This window comes from Paraburkholderia sp. BGA-UO-ETr-F12 (genome assembly GCF_059567945.1).
The window spans coordinates 140632-157904 of sequence record NZ_JCAQOZ010000056.1 but is presented as its reverse complement, the minus strand read 5'-3'; the positions used below and the strand labels follow the sequence as shown (position 1 = coordinate 157904).

At 63.9% G+C, this 17273-nt stretch carries 13 protein-coding genes; 2 read left to right on the top strand and 11 right to left on the bottom strand.

Features of this window, described 5'->3' with window-relative positions; translation table 11 throughout:
- Window positions 1-13: 13 nt before the first annotated feature.
- The 10 genes from AC57B6_RS24665 to poxB form a co-directional block, all read right to left on the bottom strand.
- Complete coding sequence (locus AC57B6_RS24665) at window positions 14-232, bottom strand: hypothetical protein (RefSeq protein ID WP_028194219.1); 219 nt, start codon at window positions 230-232, stop codon at window positions 14-16.
- A complete protein-coding gene (locus AC57B6_RS24660; RefSeq protein WP_281664553.1) occupies window positions 219-1175 on the bottom strand; it encodes a helix-turn-helix domain-containing protein in 957 nt (318 codons plus the stop codon). The genes AC57B6_RS24665 and AC57B6_RS24660 overlap by 14 nt, the downstream gene beginning before the upstream one ends.
- Before the next feature lie 342 nt (window positions 1176-1517).
- Window positions 1518-2216 carry a response regulator transcription factor gene (locus AC57B6_RS24655; protein ID WP_102857526.1) on the bottom strand — a complete coding sequence of 233 codons (699 nt, stop codon included), beginning with the start codon at window positions 2214-2216 and terminating at the stop codon, window positions 1518-1520.
- Window positions 2206-4029: a PAS domain-containing sensor histidine kinase gene (locus tag AC57B6_RS24650; RefSeq protein ID WP_496422274.1), complete on the bottom strand. Its 1824-nt coding sequence runs from the start codon at window positions 4027-4029 to the stop codon at window positions 2206-2208. Before AC57B6_RS24650 ends, AC57B6_RS24655 begins: the two co-directional genes overlap by 11 nt.
- A 408-nt stretch (window positions 4030-4437) precedes the next feature.
- Complete coding sequence (locus AC57B6_RS24645) at window positions 4438-4875, bottom strand: PRC-barrel domain-containing protein (protein WP_028194223.1); 438 nt, start codon at window positions 4873-4875, stop codon at window positions 4438-4440.
- Between the two features lie 187 nt (window positions 4876-5062).
- On the bottom strand, window positions 5063-6022 hold the full coding sequence (locus AC57B6_RS24640; protein ID WP_028194224.1) for an HlyD family secretion protein: 960 nt from the start codon (window positions 6020-6022) through the stop codon (window positions 5063-5065).
- Window positions 6023-6078: 56 nt separating this feature from the next.
- A complete protein-coding gene (locus AC57B6_RS24635; protein ID WP_028194225.1) occupies window positions 6079-6279 on the bottom strand; it encodes a DUF1656 domain-containing protein in 201 nt (66 codons plus the stop codon).
- Window positions 6263-7762, bottom strand: a complete 1500-nt coding sequence (locus AC57B6_RS24630) for an efflux transporter outer membrane subunit (protein ID WP_496422273.1) — start codon at window positions 7760-7762, stop codon at window positions 6263-6265. The genes AC57B6_RS24635 and AC57B6_RS24630 overlap by 17 nt, the downstream gene beginning before the upstream one ends.
- Window positions 7759-9936 carry an FUSC family protein gene (locus tag AC57B6_RS24625; RefSeq protein WP_444514421.1) on the bottom strand — a complete coding sequence of 726 codons (2178 nt, stop codon included), beginning with the start codon at window positions 9934-9936 and terminating at the stop codon, window positions 7759-7761. The genes AC57B6_RS24630 and AC57B6_RS24625 overlap by 4 nt, the downstream gene beginning before the upstream one ends.
- 243 nt (window positions 9937-10179) lie before the next feature.
- Window positions 10180-11901 (bottom strand): ubiquinone-dependent pyruvate dehydrogenase, encoded by a 1722-nt coding sequence (gene poxB / locus AC57B6_RS24620; protein WP_496422272.1) that lies wholly within the window; start codon window positions 11899-11901, stop codon window positions 10180-10182.
- A 274-nt stretch (window positions 11902-12175) separates the two neighbouring features.
- On the opposite strand from poxB, the gene AC57B6_RS24615 reads away from it, so the two are divergent.
- Entirely contained in the window at window positions 12176-13096 is a 921-nt protein-coding gene (locus AC57B6_RS24615; RefSeq protein WP_028194229.1) for a LysR family transcriptional regulator, read from the top strand.
- 7 nt (window positions 13097-13103) lie between these two features.
- Here the strand turns inward: AC57B6_RS24615 and AC57B6_RS24610 are convergent, their stop codons facing one another.
- On the bottom strand, window positions 13104-16094 hold the full coding sequence (locus tag AC57B6_RS24610; RefSeq protein WP_496422271.1) for an ATP-binding protein: 2991 nt from the start codon (window positions 16092-16094) through the stop codon (window positions 13104-13106).
- A 335-nt stretch (window positions 16095-16429) separates the two neighbouring features.
- On the opposite strand from AC57B6_RS24610, the gene AC57B6_RS24605 reads away from it, so the two are divergent.
- Window positions 16430-17149, top strand: coding sequence for a TetR/AcrR family transcriptional regulator (locus tag AC57B6_RS24605; RefSeq protein WP_028194231.1), 720 nt, complete (start codon window positions 16430-16432; stop codon window positions 17147-17149).
- Window positions 17150-17273: the final 124 nt, after the last annotated feature.

The following is a 17273-nucleotide window of genomic DNA, read 5'->3' as shown; positions in this document are numbered from 1 at the left end:
TTGCACTCCTGTTTCAGATAACCTTGTTGATCATCGCGACAGCTTCGCCAAACACCGCAAATCCAAATGCCCTGTCAGGCATCCGGTCACGCTCGAGCTTCTCCCGATCCTCCTCCACCCCATCCGTACCGCCCTGCGACAGCCGGTACTCATTCGCCCATTCAGCGTCGGACTGCCGCAGGAATACTTCGCTTACAGCGAGAAACGCCTGAATCTGCTTAACGATCGACATTCGCTTTCACCCTCCAGCAATACGGTGTCTCGCCAACAAGGCGCTTGAACACCGTCGTAAAGTGAGCCTGCGACCGAAAACCGCAACTCAGTGCAACATCGAGCACGTTGTGTTTCGACGCAAGTAAAAGATGCTGTGCATGTTCTATCCGCCGCCGCAACAGGTACTCGTGCGGCCGCATGCCGGTCGCGCGACGGAACTGCGACGCGAAATGCATGCGGGTCAGACCCGTGCTGTTGGCAATATCGGCAAGTCCAATCGACTCGGAAAGGTGCGCGTCGACATATTCAATCGCGCGGCTCAGTCGCCACGACGGCAACGCGCTCGCTTCACGCGCCTGCCGCTCAGCCACCGTGAAATGCCGCGCAATTACGCGCGAAACGATCGCAAGACTCACGCTGTCGGTAAAGACCTTGCCGAGCGCGGCGTCGTCAGATTGCGATACGGCGAGCGCCTGACCCAAGCGCTCCAGCGCCGGGTCGCGCACGAGCTTGGGGTTGTCGATGCGAATCTCGCCTGCATGCGGCCGGCCAAACATGTCCTCGAAACACTCGCCCAACACCTGCTGCGAGACGAACAGGTGCAGCACGTCGGCCGGCGACTCGAACACGGCGTTGCACGCCACATCCGGTGCCGTGATCTGCGCGACCCCCGCCGTCACCCGTCCGCGAACCAGCGTCTTGCCGGCATGAGCGAACGTCAGTGACGTGCACTTGAGATTCATCGCGATGCAATGGTGCGCAGCGCTACCCGGATTGACAACCTCCAGCGGTTGGGCCTCGTTACGGGTCCAACGCGCGGCGAGAATCCCGCCTCGCTGCGGCGTATCGGCATGGTCGCCACCAGGGCAGCGCCATTGACGCTCCTTGCCGATCGGGCTCACCCAACTCTTCCGGACGACCTCCGCCGCGGGGTCGGGATACAACGTCGACGAGCTGATCATGATCTGGTCATCCGGTTAGGTGGTGAGACAGTGCCGAACAAGTGCGGCGCTGCAGTGACTCCAAGGTATCGCATGGGAATTCGTCCAACTAGCCCTACATACGGTTGTCTGAAATGACCAATGGTTGGGTCGTTTCATATCCAGGTTTAGTCGCATCACAAAGCGCGCAGGCAGCGCTGCGCCGCGCCCGGACTTGACGAGCGCCGACGCTTGTCGGAACGAACGGGAGCTGCCGTGCTTCTTTAGCTCGCGGCGTTGAACGACCTATACCTGCGTATAGATTCGATAGCTGCCGGGTACGGCGACGCAGTACGCAAGCCGCGTAGCATCGCGCGCCGTGAGTCAGACGCGCGAATTACGCGCCTGTGTCGTCATGCCTTGCGGCGGCTTGATGCCGAGCGCTTCTGCCTTCAGTACGAAGTCGGCAAGCGAGCGCGCGCCCATCTTGCGCATCGCCTGCCCGCGATGAATCTTGACGGTGATTTCGCTAAGGTTCATTTCACCCGCAATCTGCTTGTTCATCAGACCGGAAGCGACAAAGGCCATGACTTCGCGCTCGCGCGCCGTCAGCGAATCGTAGCAACGCCGCAGATCCGCCACGGAGCGGCAGGCCTCGCGGCGCTCCTCGTCACTCGCCAGGGCATTCGCAACGGCGTCCAGCATGTCCTGATCGCGAAATGGTTTGGCCAGAAAATCCTTGGCGCCGGCTTTCATGGCCTTGACCGTCATCGCGATGTCGCCATGCGCGGTCATGAACACGATCGGTAAGCCTAACTGGCTCGCCGAGATCTGTTCCTGCACCGCGAGTCCGCTCTGGCCTTTAAGGCGGACATCGAGAATCAGACAGCTCGGCACGTCCGGCATGTCGAAGGCGAGGAATTCCTGCGCAGACCCGAAGGTTTCCACATTCAGGCCGACCGAGCGCAGCAAATTGCGGACGGCGTCGCGCATCGATTCGTCATCGTCCACGACATACACCATGGTGTTGCTCGCACTGTTATCCGTGTCCATGTCCATTTCGTTGTGCCCATTACTGCTCATGACGCCTCCCTTCATCAACGGGCAGGATGAACTGCAATACGGCGCCGCCCGCTTGCGGCGATTCGGCCCAGATGCGGCCGCCGTGCGCTTCGACGATCGAACGGCAGATCGACAATCCCATACCCATTCCCTCAGCTTTTGTCGTAAAGAAAGGATTGAACAGACTCCCGGCGCTTTCCTGGCTAATACCCGTACCAAAGTCCTGCACGATCACCTGGGCCTGCCCGTCGTCGAACGGGCGCGTCGTGACCGTGAGCTTGCGCGGTCCGGCGACCTCGGCCATGGCCTGCACGCTATTCAAAATCAGGTTGATCATGACCTGCTGCAGCTGCACGCGATCGCAGCACGCCGTGAGCGACCGCCCCGCAAGATCGACGCGCAATTCGATACGATGGCGCTGGAGTTCGGCCCGCACAAGCTCGATCGATTCGCTGACGATCGCATTCACATCCACGATCGACGGTAGCCGGTCGCGCCGTTTCGCCACTGCGCGGATGCGCTGGATCACCTCGTCGGCGCGCTTCGCGTCGCGAATCATCTGCGCGACCGACTGCGCCGCTTCATTGAGTTCCGGTGTGGGACGGTTCAGCCAGCGCAACGCGGCGCCGCCACACGTCAGGATCGCGGCGATCGGCTGCGTGACTTCGTGCGCAATGGAGGCCGCCAGCTCGCCGAGCATGGTAATTCGCGTAACGTGGGCGAGTTCGTCGTTGGAACGCGCCAGCGCTTCCTGCGCGCGCTTGGTCTCGGTGACATCCATCAGTGCGCCGACATACTCGCGCTCGCCCGCCTGGGTCGTCGTGAGATGGGCAACGTAATGCACGTGCTTGACGCTGCCGTCGGGCATCGCGAGCCGGTGTTCGACATCGACCTGCGGCACGCCGGCCGCTGCCTGTTCAAACGCGCCACGCACACGCACGCGATCGTCAGGATGGGTGCGTGCGAGGATGGCCTCGACCGATGGCACGGTCTGCCGCGCGTAATCAAAAATGCGGTAAGCCTCGTCGGACCACCACATCTCGCCATCGGCAAACCGCAGCGCAATGCTGCCGGTGCGGCTCAGCCGCTGCGCGTGACGCAGGAAGGCCTCGCTGCGCTCGAGCGCCTGCTCCGCCCGCTTGCGCGCGGTGATGTCATTGTTGGTCGCGAGCACCGCCCGCGGGCTGCCGTTCGCGTCGCGCCACAAGGCCGCGCGGCTCGAAATCACCACGGCGCGCCCGTCGTGCCGCACGCGCAGCAACTCGCCATGCCAGCGGCCCGTGCGCAACAGTTCGTCGAGGATCTGCTCGTAAGGGGCGGGAAACGACGTCTGCGTCATCTCTTGCAGCGGCTGGCCGAGCGCCTGCTGAGCGGTCCAGCCGTAGAGCGCCTCGGCGCCGCGACTCCAGAAGGTGATGCGGTCGTTCATATCGTGCACGACGATCGCATCGTGCGTGAGGTTGAGCAGTTCGACCTGCTCCTGCAAAGTCGCTGTCGCGGTCAGGTTTCTCAATGCAAGGATCGAGGTGGTGACGACCGCCAGCAGACTCACCACGCAACGCGCAACCGCGCCGCTGGAATAGGCGCCGTCGTGCGACAGCACAAAGCCAAGCAGCGTCAGCACAACGCAGCCCCACGCGGCGCCGAGCGTGGACGCACGGCTGCCCGTCGAAGCGACCAGCAGCACGACGACGACGTAAAAGACGGCGACCGCGATATCGAGCGGGGTAAACGCGTCGATTGCGAACACGACGAACGCGACGACGGCGGCCAGCATCGACACGACATTGGTATCGATGCGGACCGTGCGGAGCGCGCGCCGGTGCGTATTCATGGCAGCCGGATCAACGCGCCGTCGCACGGCAACTGAACGAAGCGGAAGGGTTAAGCGTGGACATGGCTTTCGAAGCGGGCATGCGTTGGCGGATACCGGCAGCCTGTCCGTCAGGATGACAGCCAGCAGGGCTGTCAAGGCACATGACACTCAGACCTACCGGCGAGCGATAGCTTTCAATCTGGATGTGATCATGCGCGAGCCCGCTTCAACGGCGGTACTTATTTTTCCTTAAACCTTCCAAAATGCTTCTCGGGCGCGACCCCATTTTCAGGCTGGGAGGCCCGTCTGACAGGAGTCTCAGGCGATGCGCCGAGTCTGCTGCGCTGCCGCAATCCATCCCGCATGGCGGGAGCCGGGGAGCGTCAAGCCTGCGTGGCGCGCGTCCGCGCCGCGCAGGCGCGTGCCTCAGTGATGACCGAAGTCCTTACGGGCGATCGGCACCGTGCGAACCTTCGAGTACTGGAAGGCGGGAATGGCCTTGACCGCGTCGCGTGTGGCGCCGGCCCAGATCAGCTTGCCGTCCACATAGTCCAGTTGCGACAGCGGAATCGCTACGTCGTGCTGCGACACGCCGAGAAACTGGTGCGCCGCGACGATCCCGAACGACACCGCGTTGTCCGGGGCAATGATGATGTCGTGCAGCACGCCGACCTTCTCGCCGCTGTCGTTATAGATGCTTTTGCCCAACAGGCTTTTCTTGACGCTCCAGCCTTCAACGATCAGTTGCGTTTGCTCCACGCTCACGCCGATAGGCTGTTCGCCTGCCACCTGAGCGGTGGCCTGTTGGCACACTGCACCGAACGCCGACGCCGCCAGAAATACGAGTGCCCATTTTGCCTTCATGATGATTTCTCCACGAGATGCACTAATTAAAAAAGATGAATCGCGACACGGTGACGGCATCTGCGATGCCGCTTACCCGGCTCGCGCCAGGCATCACTATTAACCTGTTGCGCCCGCGCCGTTTTCGAATTCGCACGGTGGCAAAGCGCCACGCGCGCAACCTGAGGCGCCACGTTCCGCCGTGAGATCAATCGCCGCGCCGCGGGCGCAGCGTAACTGTGCAGGTCATGCCCATCGCAAGCTTGACCCCGGCGGGGATCTGGTCGAGGTGAATCCGCACGGGCACACGCTGGGCGAGCCGCACCCATGTGAAGATCGGATTGACGTCCGCCAGCAGGTCGCCGTTGCTGGTCGGGTTGTCGCGATCGGCAATCCCGCTCGCCAGACTATCGACGTGCCCCTGAATGTCCTTGCCGCCCGACAGCAGCCGCACCACCGCCTGATCGCCGACATGCACGTGCGGCAACTTGGTCTCTTCGAAATAGCCGTAGACCCAGAACGAGTGCGAGTCGATCAGCGCCATGCGCGCGACGCCAGCGGTCGCGAAATCGCCGGGATAGAGGTTCAGATTGGTGATATAGCCGTCCGACGGCGCGCGCACTTCGCTGCGCGTCAGATTGAGCAGCGCCGTCTGCTGCGCCACCACGGCCGCCTTGTACATGGCCTCTGCCGCGCTATACGCGGCGACATCAGCGGCATAGGCGGCGCCGGACTGTCTCGCGAGCGAGGCCGAATCTTGCCGGCTTTCGTCCGAGATCACGTCGCCGGCCAGGTTGGCCCGGCGCGCCGCCTGCGCGCGCTTCATCGCGAAGCCGGACTCGCTACCCGCCATCTGCGCCTTGGCCTGCGCCATCTGCGCCTGAGCCCGCAGGACATCGGAGTCGGCCTGCGCGACCGCGTAGTGGAAGCGGGCGGGGTCGAGCACGAACAGAATGTCGCCTTTTCGCACCAGCTGGTTGTCCTTCACGCGCACTTCGCTGACCAGCCCCGAGACGTCGGTGGCGACCTGCACGACCTGCGCGCGCACGCGGCCATCGCGAGTCCAGGGGGAGAACATATAGTCGACCCACAGCATGCGAACCAGCACGATCGCCACCACGAGTAGCGTGAGCGTGAACCCTGCGCGCAGGAAGGATTGCTTTTTCATCGTAAAGGTCCGGCGTGAGCAGTCAATGGATTCATGGGAGGCGTGCCGATCCGGATTCATTGCCACAGCAGCAACGAAGCACCGCTGAACAGGGTGGCGAACAGCGCAATCCGGACCAGGGCCGGATGCCAGGTGTAGCGATAGAAACCGAGCCTCGCCAGCACCAGATCGAGGACGACGAACACCAGCACGCAGCCGGCGAGAATCGGCAACAGCCCTGGCACGAGCAGCGACAGCAGATCAATTTCGCCCGGCATCGCCCGCTCCTTGCGACACCCGCTCGCCCGGCGCCGCCGCGAAGCCGCCGCCCAACTCCTTCATCAGCAACGCCCAGGCATCGAGTCGTTTGGCCTCGATTGCCGCGAGGCTTTCCTCCTGCTGCAACTGTTCGTTCTGTGCCGCCAGCACGTTGAGGAATTCAGTGATGCCGCTGCGATAACCCGAGTCGGCGAGCCGGAACGATTTGCGCGCCGAATCGAGCGTGTTTTCAACCGATGCCTGCTGTTGCTCGAGCGAGCGCAACGATACGACCTGCACAGCAACGGCCTGCATCGCATTCACCACACTCTGGTTGTACTGATCCACCGCCGCGTCGCGGGAGGCCACCGCCACGCCGTAATTGCCGCGCCGCCGCCCACCGTCGAAGATCGGCAGCGAGATCGCCGCGCCCACGCCGTGGCCCATGCCGTCGCTATTCACGAAGTTGAAGAAGCCCCCGAAAGTCGCGGCCGATCCCAGCGACGCGGTCGCCAGCAAATTGATGTCCGGGTAGAAATCGGCGTGCGCCGCGTCGATGCCTTTGTCGGCAGCGAGCACGCGCCAGCGGGCCGCCACCACATCCGCGCGATGCCCGATCAGCTCGGCCGGCAGCGACACCGGCAGCACCACCGGCACGCTCAGCGCAAGGCTGGGCCGGCGCAGCGAATCGCCATAACCCGGCCCTTTGCCGGCGAGACCGGCGATGCTGATGCGTCCGAGCGCAAGCTGCTGCTGCGCCGCTTCTACTCGCGTCGTGCTCATGGCTAACTGGGTTCGCGCCTGGCTGACCTCGAGATTGCTGCCCACACCCGCGCGCCAGCGGCGCGTCGCGATGTCGACGGTGCGCTGCTGTTCGCTCTGCACCGCGCGGTAGACGTCGAGCAATGCATATTGGAGCGACAACTGGACGTAGCTGCGCACCACGGCGGTCTGCAGCTCGACTTGCGCGAAGCGCGCGTCGGCGGCCGCCGCCTGCACATTGTCCAGCGCGCCCTTGCGAAGCGCGCGCGACTTGCCCCATAGATCGAGGTCATAGGACAGATCCGCCTCGACGCTGTTGCTCCATACGGTCGTGCCGCCCGGCGGCGCCGGAGTCGTGTAGCGCGCGTAGCGCCTGCGCTCGAAACTGCCGCCCGCATTGAGTTGAGGCAATTCGGCGGCGCCGGCGATCTGCGCCTGAAAGCGCGCTGCGTCCAGCCGCTCCTGCACGACGCGCAGACCCGGGTTGCCGTCGGTGGCGTCCTGCACCAGCGTGTCGAGTTGCGGATCGTTCCATTGATGCCACCAGTCGTCGGCCGGCCACTTCGCGTCGGCCTGGGTGACGCGCAACGCCGCGCCCGGGTCGAGTGTCGTGGGATCGATCATCGACGCTTGCGTGTGAATCCCGCCACTGTCGATACAAGCGGAGAGCAGCAGCGCACAGGCTAGCGCGGCTGCAACCGGGCGGCGCACCGCGAACGTGGGCAGTTCATGCGGTTTCATGCCTGGGTCTCCGCGCTTTGCCAGAGGGACAAGGTGTCGTCGCGCAGCGTCAATTCGGTGAAATGCAGCAGGGCCCGCATCCGGCAGCGCGTGAGCATGGTCGCATCGACCGTGATGGCGTGCGCGAGTGGCAATGTGTCCAGCGCCCGCCGCGTCGCGGCCAGCGCGCCTTCGGCGGCCTGCGGCGTGGCGGCGGCGAACACATTGGCGAGCGCCGCCAGCCATGTGCGCTGCACGTCCGGCCAGTTCGTCGGCAAGATATTGCCGAGCCGTTCGGTGTCGAGCCGCATCTGGATCATCGCGCGGCCAATCTCCAGCGCCGCGAACGCCCAGCCGATCAGATAGTTGCGATTCACGCGCGCATCGGCGGGCGCGGACGCAATCTGGATGATGAAATCACGCAAGCTCAACTCGACGGTAAAGAGCAGATCGTCGAGGTTGTCGTCATACGCGCTGTCCGCCACCAACGCGCGAATCTGCTTCAGGTATTGCGCGGAAATCCAGTCGCCCGCGCGCGGCGCAATGACTGAAAACGCGACCGCGGCTGCCGCAATGCCGAACAGCAACGCAAAACCGGTATCGAGGTACGCGCTCGGGTTATAGACAGTCGGATTCGACATGCCGACGATAAAACAGAAATAGATGCTGAACCCGAGCCCGAGAATCGCCGTCTTCGCAAACGTGTTCACGTAGCTGCCCACCATCACGAAGATGGCAATCGACGCGGCCAGCAGCACGAATCCGTCGAGCTTCGGCAGCAGGAAAAAGTTGAACGCAAAACCGGCGACCCAACCAGCAAGGCAACCGCAGAAAATCTGCCAGCTCGCGACGGCCGGATTCGGTACGAGCGCAAACAGCGCACTCGTGATCGCCACTGCGACGATGGCGCTCGATCCGCCGACCCAGCCCGATGCAAGCCACGCCGCGCCGACCAGCAACACGGCCACGGCGGCACGCGCGCCGGCAATGGTCGCGGCCGTGCGATTGGCCGTCGCCCGGGTTCTGCCAATGTGGGTCATTGCCTGAATCACCGACTGCGACCACGGCAGCCGATCCATCGTGCGTGCTTCAATGTAGCTTCTGCACAGCACGCGCAGATCGGCGATTGAAAAGAACAACGCAGAGCCGGTGGTCGCAACGAACTGGCGCTGATGCGGCCCCAGGTCCGACAGTGATTGCAGCAGCCGGCTCAGATGCGCGGGCAAGGCCTGCTCGAAAGCGTCGAGGCGGCTCGACACGATCTCGATCTGTTCGAGCGTGACCATTTCCAGCGGCGCCTCGTTCGGCACGATCGCAAGCAGGCCGCCGATCAGTTCGTCGACCGCCGCGAGCGCCCGCGGATCGGCTTCCGCCGCCACCCGCGCCTTCAACTGATGCAGCGCGTGAATCCATGCGAGCGTGTCGAGAAAACTGCGGTCGAGCTCGAGAAAGACATGGTTGTGCAGGCGAATCGACGGGTCCTCGAACACCGCCCCGCTGCGCAGACTTTCCACCCCTGCGCGCTCGCGGATCAGGTCGAGAAACGTGTCGAAGCCGCCGACGGCGGTCGCACGGTCGAGCATTGCGTGGACCGCGTTCAACAGGTTCGTAAAGTTGCGCCGGCTCGACGCGTACAGCGCCGGCGTGACCCGCTGCGGAAAAATCACCGCGCTGACCACGCTCGCGCAGACCACGCCGATCACCACTTCGCTCACGGTGAACACAACGTTGTCGAATACACCGTAGGGATTGGACCAGACCGGCATCGCCGTGATGGCGGTGCCGTACCCGGCCAGCACGAATCCATACGACTGAAAGTTGCGGTAGTACGACGCCCCGAATACGCACGCGCCGATCCATGCCGCTAACGCGATAAAGAACGGCAAGGGCTGTTGCGGAAAGAACGCAATGAGCAAAAGGCCCGCAAAGCTGCCGCACACCATGCCGAGGCCGCGATAGAACCCGCGCGCGATCACCATGCCGCTTTGCTGATGCATCATCACGATGACGCACGACACCATCGCCGTGGCGGGCGTGCGAAGCTCGAGGCGCATGCACAGTCCCATCGCCAGCGTCATCGCCATGGCGACCTTGGCGATATGCAGGAACCGCGGGCCGTCGTCTTTCCAGTAGGCCTTCAGCTCGTCCCGCCATCGTGGCAGGACCGTGCTGCCGGCATCCGCTTGCAAGGTCATAGGGCACTCGTCAATCGCTGATGGTCCATGCAATGCCGGTCATGCAGGGCCTGGAGCCTTGCGAATGCCGCTGTGCATACGGTGTGTAGTGTGTGGCACACGGGATGGGCGGTTTTGCGCAATCGCACGCTTTTTGCGCATACGCTGGACGGTGTGCATGCAATACATGAGATGGCCCGCGATGGCTGCTTGAGGCGGCGCCCGGGATCCCGGGCGCCGTGCCGCGAACTCGCGCGCGTGCGACTAGCGCAGGTTAGTGCGCGCCAGTTCGACGATCTCATCACCGCGTCCATTGAGAATGGCGCGCATCATATAGAGGCTGAAGCCCTTCGCCTGGGCGAGTTCGATCGTGGGCGGCATTGCGAGCTCGTGTTTCGATGTGACCACGTCCACGAGCGCCGGCCCTGGATGGCCGAACGCCTGCTTCAACGCGCCCGCCACGTCTTCCGATTCTTCCACGCGAATGCTGAAAATGCCGGCGCCTTTCGCAATGGCTGCAAAGTCGGTTTTGCTGAGATCGACATTGGTATCGAGGTAACCACCCGCCTTCAATTCCATCGAGACAAAGCCGAGCAGGCTGTTGTTGAACACCACCACCTTGATCGGCAAATCGAGCTGCCTTGCCGTGAGCAGATCGCCGAGCAACATCGACAAGCCACCGTCGCCCGATAGCGACACGACCTGCCGGCCGGGATGTGCGCCTTGTGCACCCAGCGCCTGCGGCATCGCGTTGGCCATCGACCCGTGATTGAACGAGCCATGCAACTGACGCTTGCCGTTCATCGTCAGATAGCGCGCGGCCCAGACAGTCGGCGTGCCGACGTCGGCAGTGAAGATCGCGTCGTCGCTGGCGGCTTCGTCGATCATCTTTGCCAGATACTGCGGGTGGATTGGTCGGCCCGGACCGGCCGGCGTAGCCAGATCGTCGAGGCCCTGGCGGGCGGACGCATAGTGCTTGCGCGCGTTTTCGATGAAACCGCGGTCCGTTTTGCGCTGCAGCCTGGGCAGCGTCGCGGCGATGGTTTCCTTCACCGTGCCGACGAGGCCGAGCGACAGGGGCGCGCGATGGCCGAGTTGCGAGCCCTTCCAGTCGATCTGGATGATCTTTGCGTCGGCCGGATAGAACGGGCGATAGGGGAAGTCGCAGCCGAGCAACAACAGGGTGTCGCAGGACATCATGGCGTGATAGCCCGAGCTGAAGCCGATCAGCCCGGTCATGCCGACGTCGTACGGATTGTCGTACTCGATGAACTGCTTGCCGCGCAGCGCGTGGACCACCGGTGCGCCGAGCGTATCGGCGAGCGCCACCACTTCGTCGTGTGCGCCTTGCGTGCCGCTGCCGCACATGATGGTGACCGCGTCGGAGTCATTCAGCAGCGCGGCGAGGCGATCGAGATCCGCCTCGGCAGGCAGAATCCGCGGCGGCATGCTTTCCGTCCAAGAAGGCATTTCGGCGGGGCCTTCGCTCAGCGCCACATCGCCCGGCAACACGATCACCGCCACGCCGCGCTCCTCGACGGCGGTGCGCATCGCGCGCGCCAGCACGCGCGGAAACTGCGCCGCGGAGGACACCACCTCCACGTAATGACTGCATTCCTTGAACAATTCCTGCGGATGCGTTTCCTGAAAGTAGCCCAGACCGATTTCGGTCGACGGAATGTGCGCGGCGATGGCAAGCACCGGCTGATGATTGCGATGACAATCGAAGAGGCCGTTGATCAGATGCAGGTTGCCAGGACCGCAGCTGCCGGCGCAGACGGCGAGACGTCCGGTCGAGGCCGCGTCCGCACCGGCGGCAAAGGCGGCCGCTTCCTCGTGGCGGGTATGCATCCAGCGGATCGAGCCGAGCTGATCAAGGCTGTAGGCCAATCCATTCAAACTATCTCCCGTCACGCCCCAGATCCGTTCAACGCCCGCGGCGGCGAGTGTGGCGGCGAGATAGGCGGCAATGGTAGTACTGGCCATGCTTGACTCCTTTTCACGGTAGAAGGGGCTCGGCCGGGCGTTAAAAACCACGACCGCGGCCGCGAAGCCGGCACATACGGGGGCGCCGGTATGCCACGTCTACCAAGCTAGGGGATCGGCGGAAAAAAGTCCTGAATTCAGTCTGAAAACAGCTGAATCGAACTGGCCCAAGGCGATCGGCAATGCTGCAACGTACGCGTTTTCATCGATACGTGGTGGCGCACGGCGGGGATTCCAGTATCCTGATGGTCCGCCTCAAATCCGGCCGTGTGACATGAATCTCTCTTTTGAAGTCCTGCAGGTCCTCGACGCGATCGATCGGACAGGCACCTTTGCGAGCGCGGCGGAAACGCTGCACAAAGTCCCGTCGTCGTTGACCTATCTGGTGCAGAAACTGGAGCTCGATCTCGGCGTGAAACTGTTCGACCGCAGCGGCCGCCGGGCAATTCTCACGCATGCCGGGCGCGTGGTCGTCGAGGAAGGACGCCGCCTTCTGGAGGCGGCGGAAGACCTCGAATGCAAGGCAAAGAGAATCCAGCATGGCTGGGAATCCGATCTGCATGTCGCCATCGACGAGATCATTCCATTCGACCTGCTATGGGATCACGTCGGCGCGTTCTACAAGTTGAAGCTGGAGACCCGGCTGCATCTGTCGAAAGAAGTCCTGGGCGGCTCGTGGGACGCGCTCCTGACACGCCGCGCGGATCTCGTCGTCGGCGCGGCGGGCGATCCGCCGCCGATTCCCAATCTGATTGCCAAGCCGATCGGCTCGCTGCGCCACGTGTTCGTGGTGGCGCCGCATCATCCGCTGGCGTCAATGCCGGAGCCGCTGACGCAGGATATCGTGGCGCGCCATCGGGTAGTCGCGATCGGCGACACGTCGCGCAAGCTCGCGCCGCGCACAATCGCGATTGCCGCGAATCAGGAAGTCATGACGGTCCCAACGCTCGAAGCGAAGCTCGCCGCGCAAATCAGAGGTCTCGCCGCGGGCACGATTCCGGAATGCCTCGCCGCCGAGCCGTTGGTGCGGGGGGAGCTGGTGCAAAAGGAAGTGCTCGGCATGCGCGACATCACGCATTTCTATCTGGCGTGGCGCGGTGATGAAACCGGCAAAGCGCTGCGCTGGTGGGTCGAGCAGTTAGACCGGCCGGATCTGATCGACGAGGTTGTACAACAGAGGCTGCTGAACGGCTGAATGCCGTTCAGCCGCGTTGCGCGACTTTTTGAGGCGGCGCCTCAGAAGTATTCGCTGCCGCCGGCCGGCCAGCCGGGCAAACGCCCGGCGCGGCGTGGGGGTGAGCGCTCGCCCGCGTCGCGATCTGCAACAGACGGGTGGCGGCGTCGAAATCGTCCCAGTCCAGACCTTCGGCGACTGCCGTGGTGGCAGGCCGTATCAGCCCGACAGCCTCCGCGCTCCGGCCTTGCGCATGCCAGAGGCTCCCCAGGCTGATCGCGGCGCGCAATTGCAGCGAGCGGCAGCCCCGCATCAGCGAATCCTCGAGCGCGGCAACAAAGCAAACCTCCGCGTCCCGAGCAACCGCGACCGATGGCGGCGCGCCGCCCTCCGCCATGAGCAGCAGCTCGCCATGAATGCGCCGCAACTCGCCGGCATACCAGTGGTCGCCGGTTTCATCGCACTGAGCCAGCGCGCGCACCACTGTGGCGATGCCCAGGTCCCGCTGACCCGAACGGCCGAGCGCGAGACCGTATTGCCCGGCGAGCATGGCGCGCGGCGCGCCGAATTCGAGCGACTCCAGATCGTCCAACGCGTTTCGGAAGGCGTTCAGGCGCTCTGCCGCGGCTTCCCCCATCGAATGCAGGTATTCGTCGAAACACCGGCAACAGGCTTGCGATACGCTAAGGCCGGCGCGCGCCGACACCTCCCCCAGCAAGGCGATCGCCTGAGCCGCGCGCTCGCGCTTGTCCGACAGCAGCATCAGCGGCACCAGCGCCTCGACCAGTACATAACACGTCACAATCGCCTGTTGCTGATCGCACGCGGCCATCACGCTGTCCTCGGCGAGCTGCAGCGCCTGATCGCGGAAGCCCTGCAACCAGAGCACCCGCGCAAGAGTCGCCTGGCCGACAATGCGCTGGTCGACGGACTGTCCGAGCGGCAAGCCATGCTGTAAGTCCTCGCTGTGCCGCAGCAGTTGTTCGAGCGACGCCCGCGCTTGCTGTTGATCGCCCGTGTAATGCGACGCGATCCCCAGCAGCCGGTGCGCGAGGATCGTGCCGCTCGCGTCGCCGACCTCGAGGGCGAGCAACTCGAAGCGTCGCGCGAATGCCAGCGCATTGCGCGCCCCGCCGGACGATTGGCTGCCATTCCACATGCCCCACAAGGCGCGGGCCTCGAACGCCCGGTCGCCCAGCCCGATCGCCGAAGCCAGAATCTCCGACCAGAGGCCAAGCGTTTCCCGATTCGGCCCGCTGACATAAACGAGCGCCGCAGCCAGCGCCGCCTGCAGTTGCATGCGCACACGCAAATGGCGCGTCGAACGCGAGCCCTGATGGTTGGCGGCCACCGTGTCGAGCGCACGCCGCGCCCATGCGCAGCACTCTTCCACCAAAGACAGCTCATACAGAAGAAACACGACCTTGACCGCCAGCGCCTCACCGAGCACGTCGTCGCCCTTCGGCGTCAAGGCCCACGCCAGCGCCGCGCGCAGATCGTCGAGCAGGCCGCGCATCCGCCGATGCCAGCCGTCGCGCTGCCCGCCTTGCGGCTCGGCGCGTCCCTGCTCATCGCGCTCGAGCAGACCGAGGAAATATTGCGCATGACGCAGAGTAACGATGCGCCGCTCGCCGTTATCTTCGAGCTTCTGCATGGCGTAGGCGCGCGTGGTTTCCAACAGGCGATAGCTCGGCCGGCCGCTTGCAACGTGCGTCACCAGCAGCGATTTTTCGACCAGCCCCGATACCGCGGCGATCACATCGAGCTCACGCAATACGCGGTCGCCGACGACAGCGATGGCCGCGTCCATGGAGAAGCTATTGACGAAAATGGCAAGTCTGCGCAGCGTGGTGCGCTCGGCATCGTCAAGCATCGCGTGACTCCAGTCGAGCGTCGCCTTCAAGGTCTGATGGCGCGGCAAGGCCGTGCGATTGCCGCCGGTCAGCATGTTGAAGCGGTCGTCCAGATGGCCGGCGAGCGTTTCGATACCGAGTATGGCGGCGCGCGCGGCCGCCAGTTCGAGCGCCAACGGTATGCCGTCGAGACGGCGGCACACCATGCCGGTCAACCGGATGCTTCTGTCGTCGGACGAAAAACGGGCGTCGATCGCGCGTGCGCGCGACAGGAACAATTCGACGGCGCTACATTGCAGAACGTCTTGCCCCTGATCCTCCTGCGCAGGCACCTGGAGCGACGCGACCCAATACAGATGCTCGTTCGCAACCCGCAGCGGCTCGCGGCTGGTCGCGAGCACGCGGACCGCGGGGCCGACGCCGAGCAGCGTCTCGGCGAGCTCTGCCGCGGGCCCGAGCACATGCTCGCAGTTGTCGAGCACGAACAGCACGCGCCGTTCGCTGAGTTCTTTGCTGACGCGCGCGAGTGTCAGCGGTCCAAGGCCGGGGTTCACGCCCATGGCAGCTGCAAACGCCGTGAGAACACTGCTGGCGTCGGTGGTGGAGGCGAGCGGCACCAGATAGATACCGTCCGGAAAACGCGTCAACAAGCCACGCGCGACCTCCACCGCCAGCCGAGTCTTGCCGATGCCGCCCGAGCCGACCAGGGTCACATGGCGCGCGGCGGCAAGCGCCAACGAGACGTCGTCAAGCGCCTGGTCGCGACCGATCAGCGGGGAAAATTGAGCAGGCAGATTGTTCGGGATGCTTCGGCCAAGCGGGGGCGCTTCTGCCAATTCGTTGCGCTGGCCGGCTTCATCGGCAGCGCTCACCGTCGACACGCCCGGCACCAGCCGGTAACCGCGTCCGGACACAGTCTGTATGAGTCCGCGATTTTCGCCGAGCATCTTGCGAAGCGCCGACATATGCACTTGCAGATTGTTCTCTTCAACGAATGCATTCGGCCATACCCGCTTGAGCAGGTCGCTCTTCGACACCAGCCCGCCTTTCGCCTCGATCAGCACCACGAGCATGTCGAATGCACGGCTGCCCAGTCGCACAGGCTCGCCGTCGAGAAACACTTCCCGACGGTCGATGTCCACGTGAAGCGGGCCAATGCGAATCATGCGGGATATCCTGTACGCAGCGATTTGAAGAGCAGTCAGCAGACACGGAAGCGCTTGAAAAAACCACCTGGCGTTGCGTCCCCGAAGTCTAGATCAACGGGCGTTCCACATGCGCGGAAAAAACTGAACCTACCGTTCAAATTTTTTGTACTAAGCGCGCAACTAAGCGCACGCTTTTCGAGCGCCGTGAGTACCCGTTGACGCTTTGCAGCGCCGCGCCCGGCGGGTCTCTTGCAGTACCGCACAGCCGCGCCGCCGGCCGTGGGCCGTTGCCTAGCCAGACGGGGGTAATCTTTGTATGATGCGTCCCACCATACTGGGGTGCCCAACAAGCCATGCCGAGAAAAGCACGAGCGGTCGAGACAGCGTCGGAAAACGAAGTGCATGACAACGAGAAAGTCGTCACGCGCCGCCTTGCGCCCGAAGTCCGGGAACGCCAGATCGTGCTCAAGGCCGTCGACCACTTTGCTACCCATGGCTTCTCCGGCAGCACCCGTGAACTCGCGCGCCAGCTCGGCGTCACGCAGCCGCTGCTCTACCGTTATTTTCCGAGCAAGGAAGCATTGATCGACCGCGTGTACGAAGAGGTCTATCAATGGGACACCGGCTGGGAAAAGCTCATCAAGGACCGCTCCGTCCCAATCCAGGAGCGCATGGTCAGGTTCTACTCGTCGTACGCGGTGGTGATTTTGCGGCGCGAGTGGATCCGGATTTTCATCTTTGCCGGCCTGACGCGCGAAGGCATCAACTCCAAATATCTCGCACGCCTGCGTGAACGCGTGTTTCTGCCCGTCATGGCGGAAATCCGCTCGGCCTATGACCTTCCGGCGCCCACGGGGGCCAGGCAGCGCGAAATCGATCTGGAGTTGATCTGGAGCCTGCACGCGAGCATCTTCTATCTCGGCGTGCGCAAATGGATCTACGGCCTGCCGGTCACGGACGACATCGACGATCACATCGCGCGTCAGGTCGACGCGTTCCTCAATGGCGTGCCCGCGGCGCTCGAGCACGCGTCCAAAGAAACCGCCCGCTCGAAGCCCCCCTCCAAAGCCTGACCCCGCGCTGCAGCCGGGCCGCCGATCACGCCGACTGCGCAGCCGGCCGGTCGCTTCACCTCTCATCGCTCACTCCCGTCTTTTCGAGTTCTACCGGGTAAACACCGGCATTACGCTGCTTTCT

Coding starts and splice junctions, on each gene's coding strand:
- AC57B6_RS24650 (WP_496422274.1), bottom strand. CDS start 4,029: ATGAATACGCACCGGCGCGCGCTCCGCACGGTCCGCATCGATACCAAT.
- AC57B6_RS24665 (WP_028194219.1), bottom strand. CDS start 232: ATGTCGATCGTTAAGCAGATTCAGGCGTTTCTCGCTGTAAGCGAAGTA.
- AC57B6_RS24625 (WP_444514421.1), bottom strand. CDS start 9,936: ATGACCTTGCAAGCGGATGCCGGCAGCACGGTCCTGCCACGATGGCGG.
- poxB (WP_496422272.1), bottom strand. CDS start 11,901: ATGGCCAGTACTACCATTGCCGCCTATCTCGCCGCCACACTCGCCGCC.
- AC57B6_RS24640 (WP_028194224.1), bottom strand. CDS start 6,022: ATGAAAAAGCAATCCTTCCTGCGCGCAGGGTTCACGCTCACGCTACTC.
- AC57B6_RS24635 (WP_028194225.1), bottom strand. CDS start 6,279: ATGCCGGGCGAAATTGATCTGCTGTCGCTGCTCGTGCCAGGGCTGTTG.
- AC57B6_RS24655 (WP_102857526.1), bottom strand. CDS start 2,216: ATGAGCAGTAATGGGCACAACGAAATGGACATGGACACGGATAACAGT.
- AC57B6_RS24615 (WP_028194229.1), top strand. CDS start 12,176: ATGAATCTCTCTTTTGAAGTCCTGCAGGTCCTCGACGCGATCGATCGG.
- AC57B6_RS24610 (WP_496422271.1), bottom strand. CDS start 16,094: ATGATTCGCATTGGCCCGCTTCACGTGGACATCGACCGTCGGGAAGTG.
- AC57B6_RS24605 (WP_028194231.1), top strand. CDS start 16,430: ATGCCGAGAAAAGCACGAGCGGTCGAGACAGCGTCGGAAAACGAAGTG.
- AC57B6_RS24645 (WP_028194223.1), bottom strand. CDS start 4,875: ATGAAGGCAAAATGGGCACTCGTATTTCTGGCGGCGTCGGCGTTCGGT.
- AC57B6_RS24660 (WP_281664553.1), bottom strand. CDS start 1,175: ATGATCAGCTCGTCGACGTTGTATCCCGACCCCGCGGCGGAGGTCGTC.
- AC57B6_RS24630 (WP_496422273.1), bottom strand. CDS start 7,762: ATGAAACCGCATGAACTGCCCACGTTCGCGGTGCGCCGCCCGGTTGCA.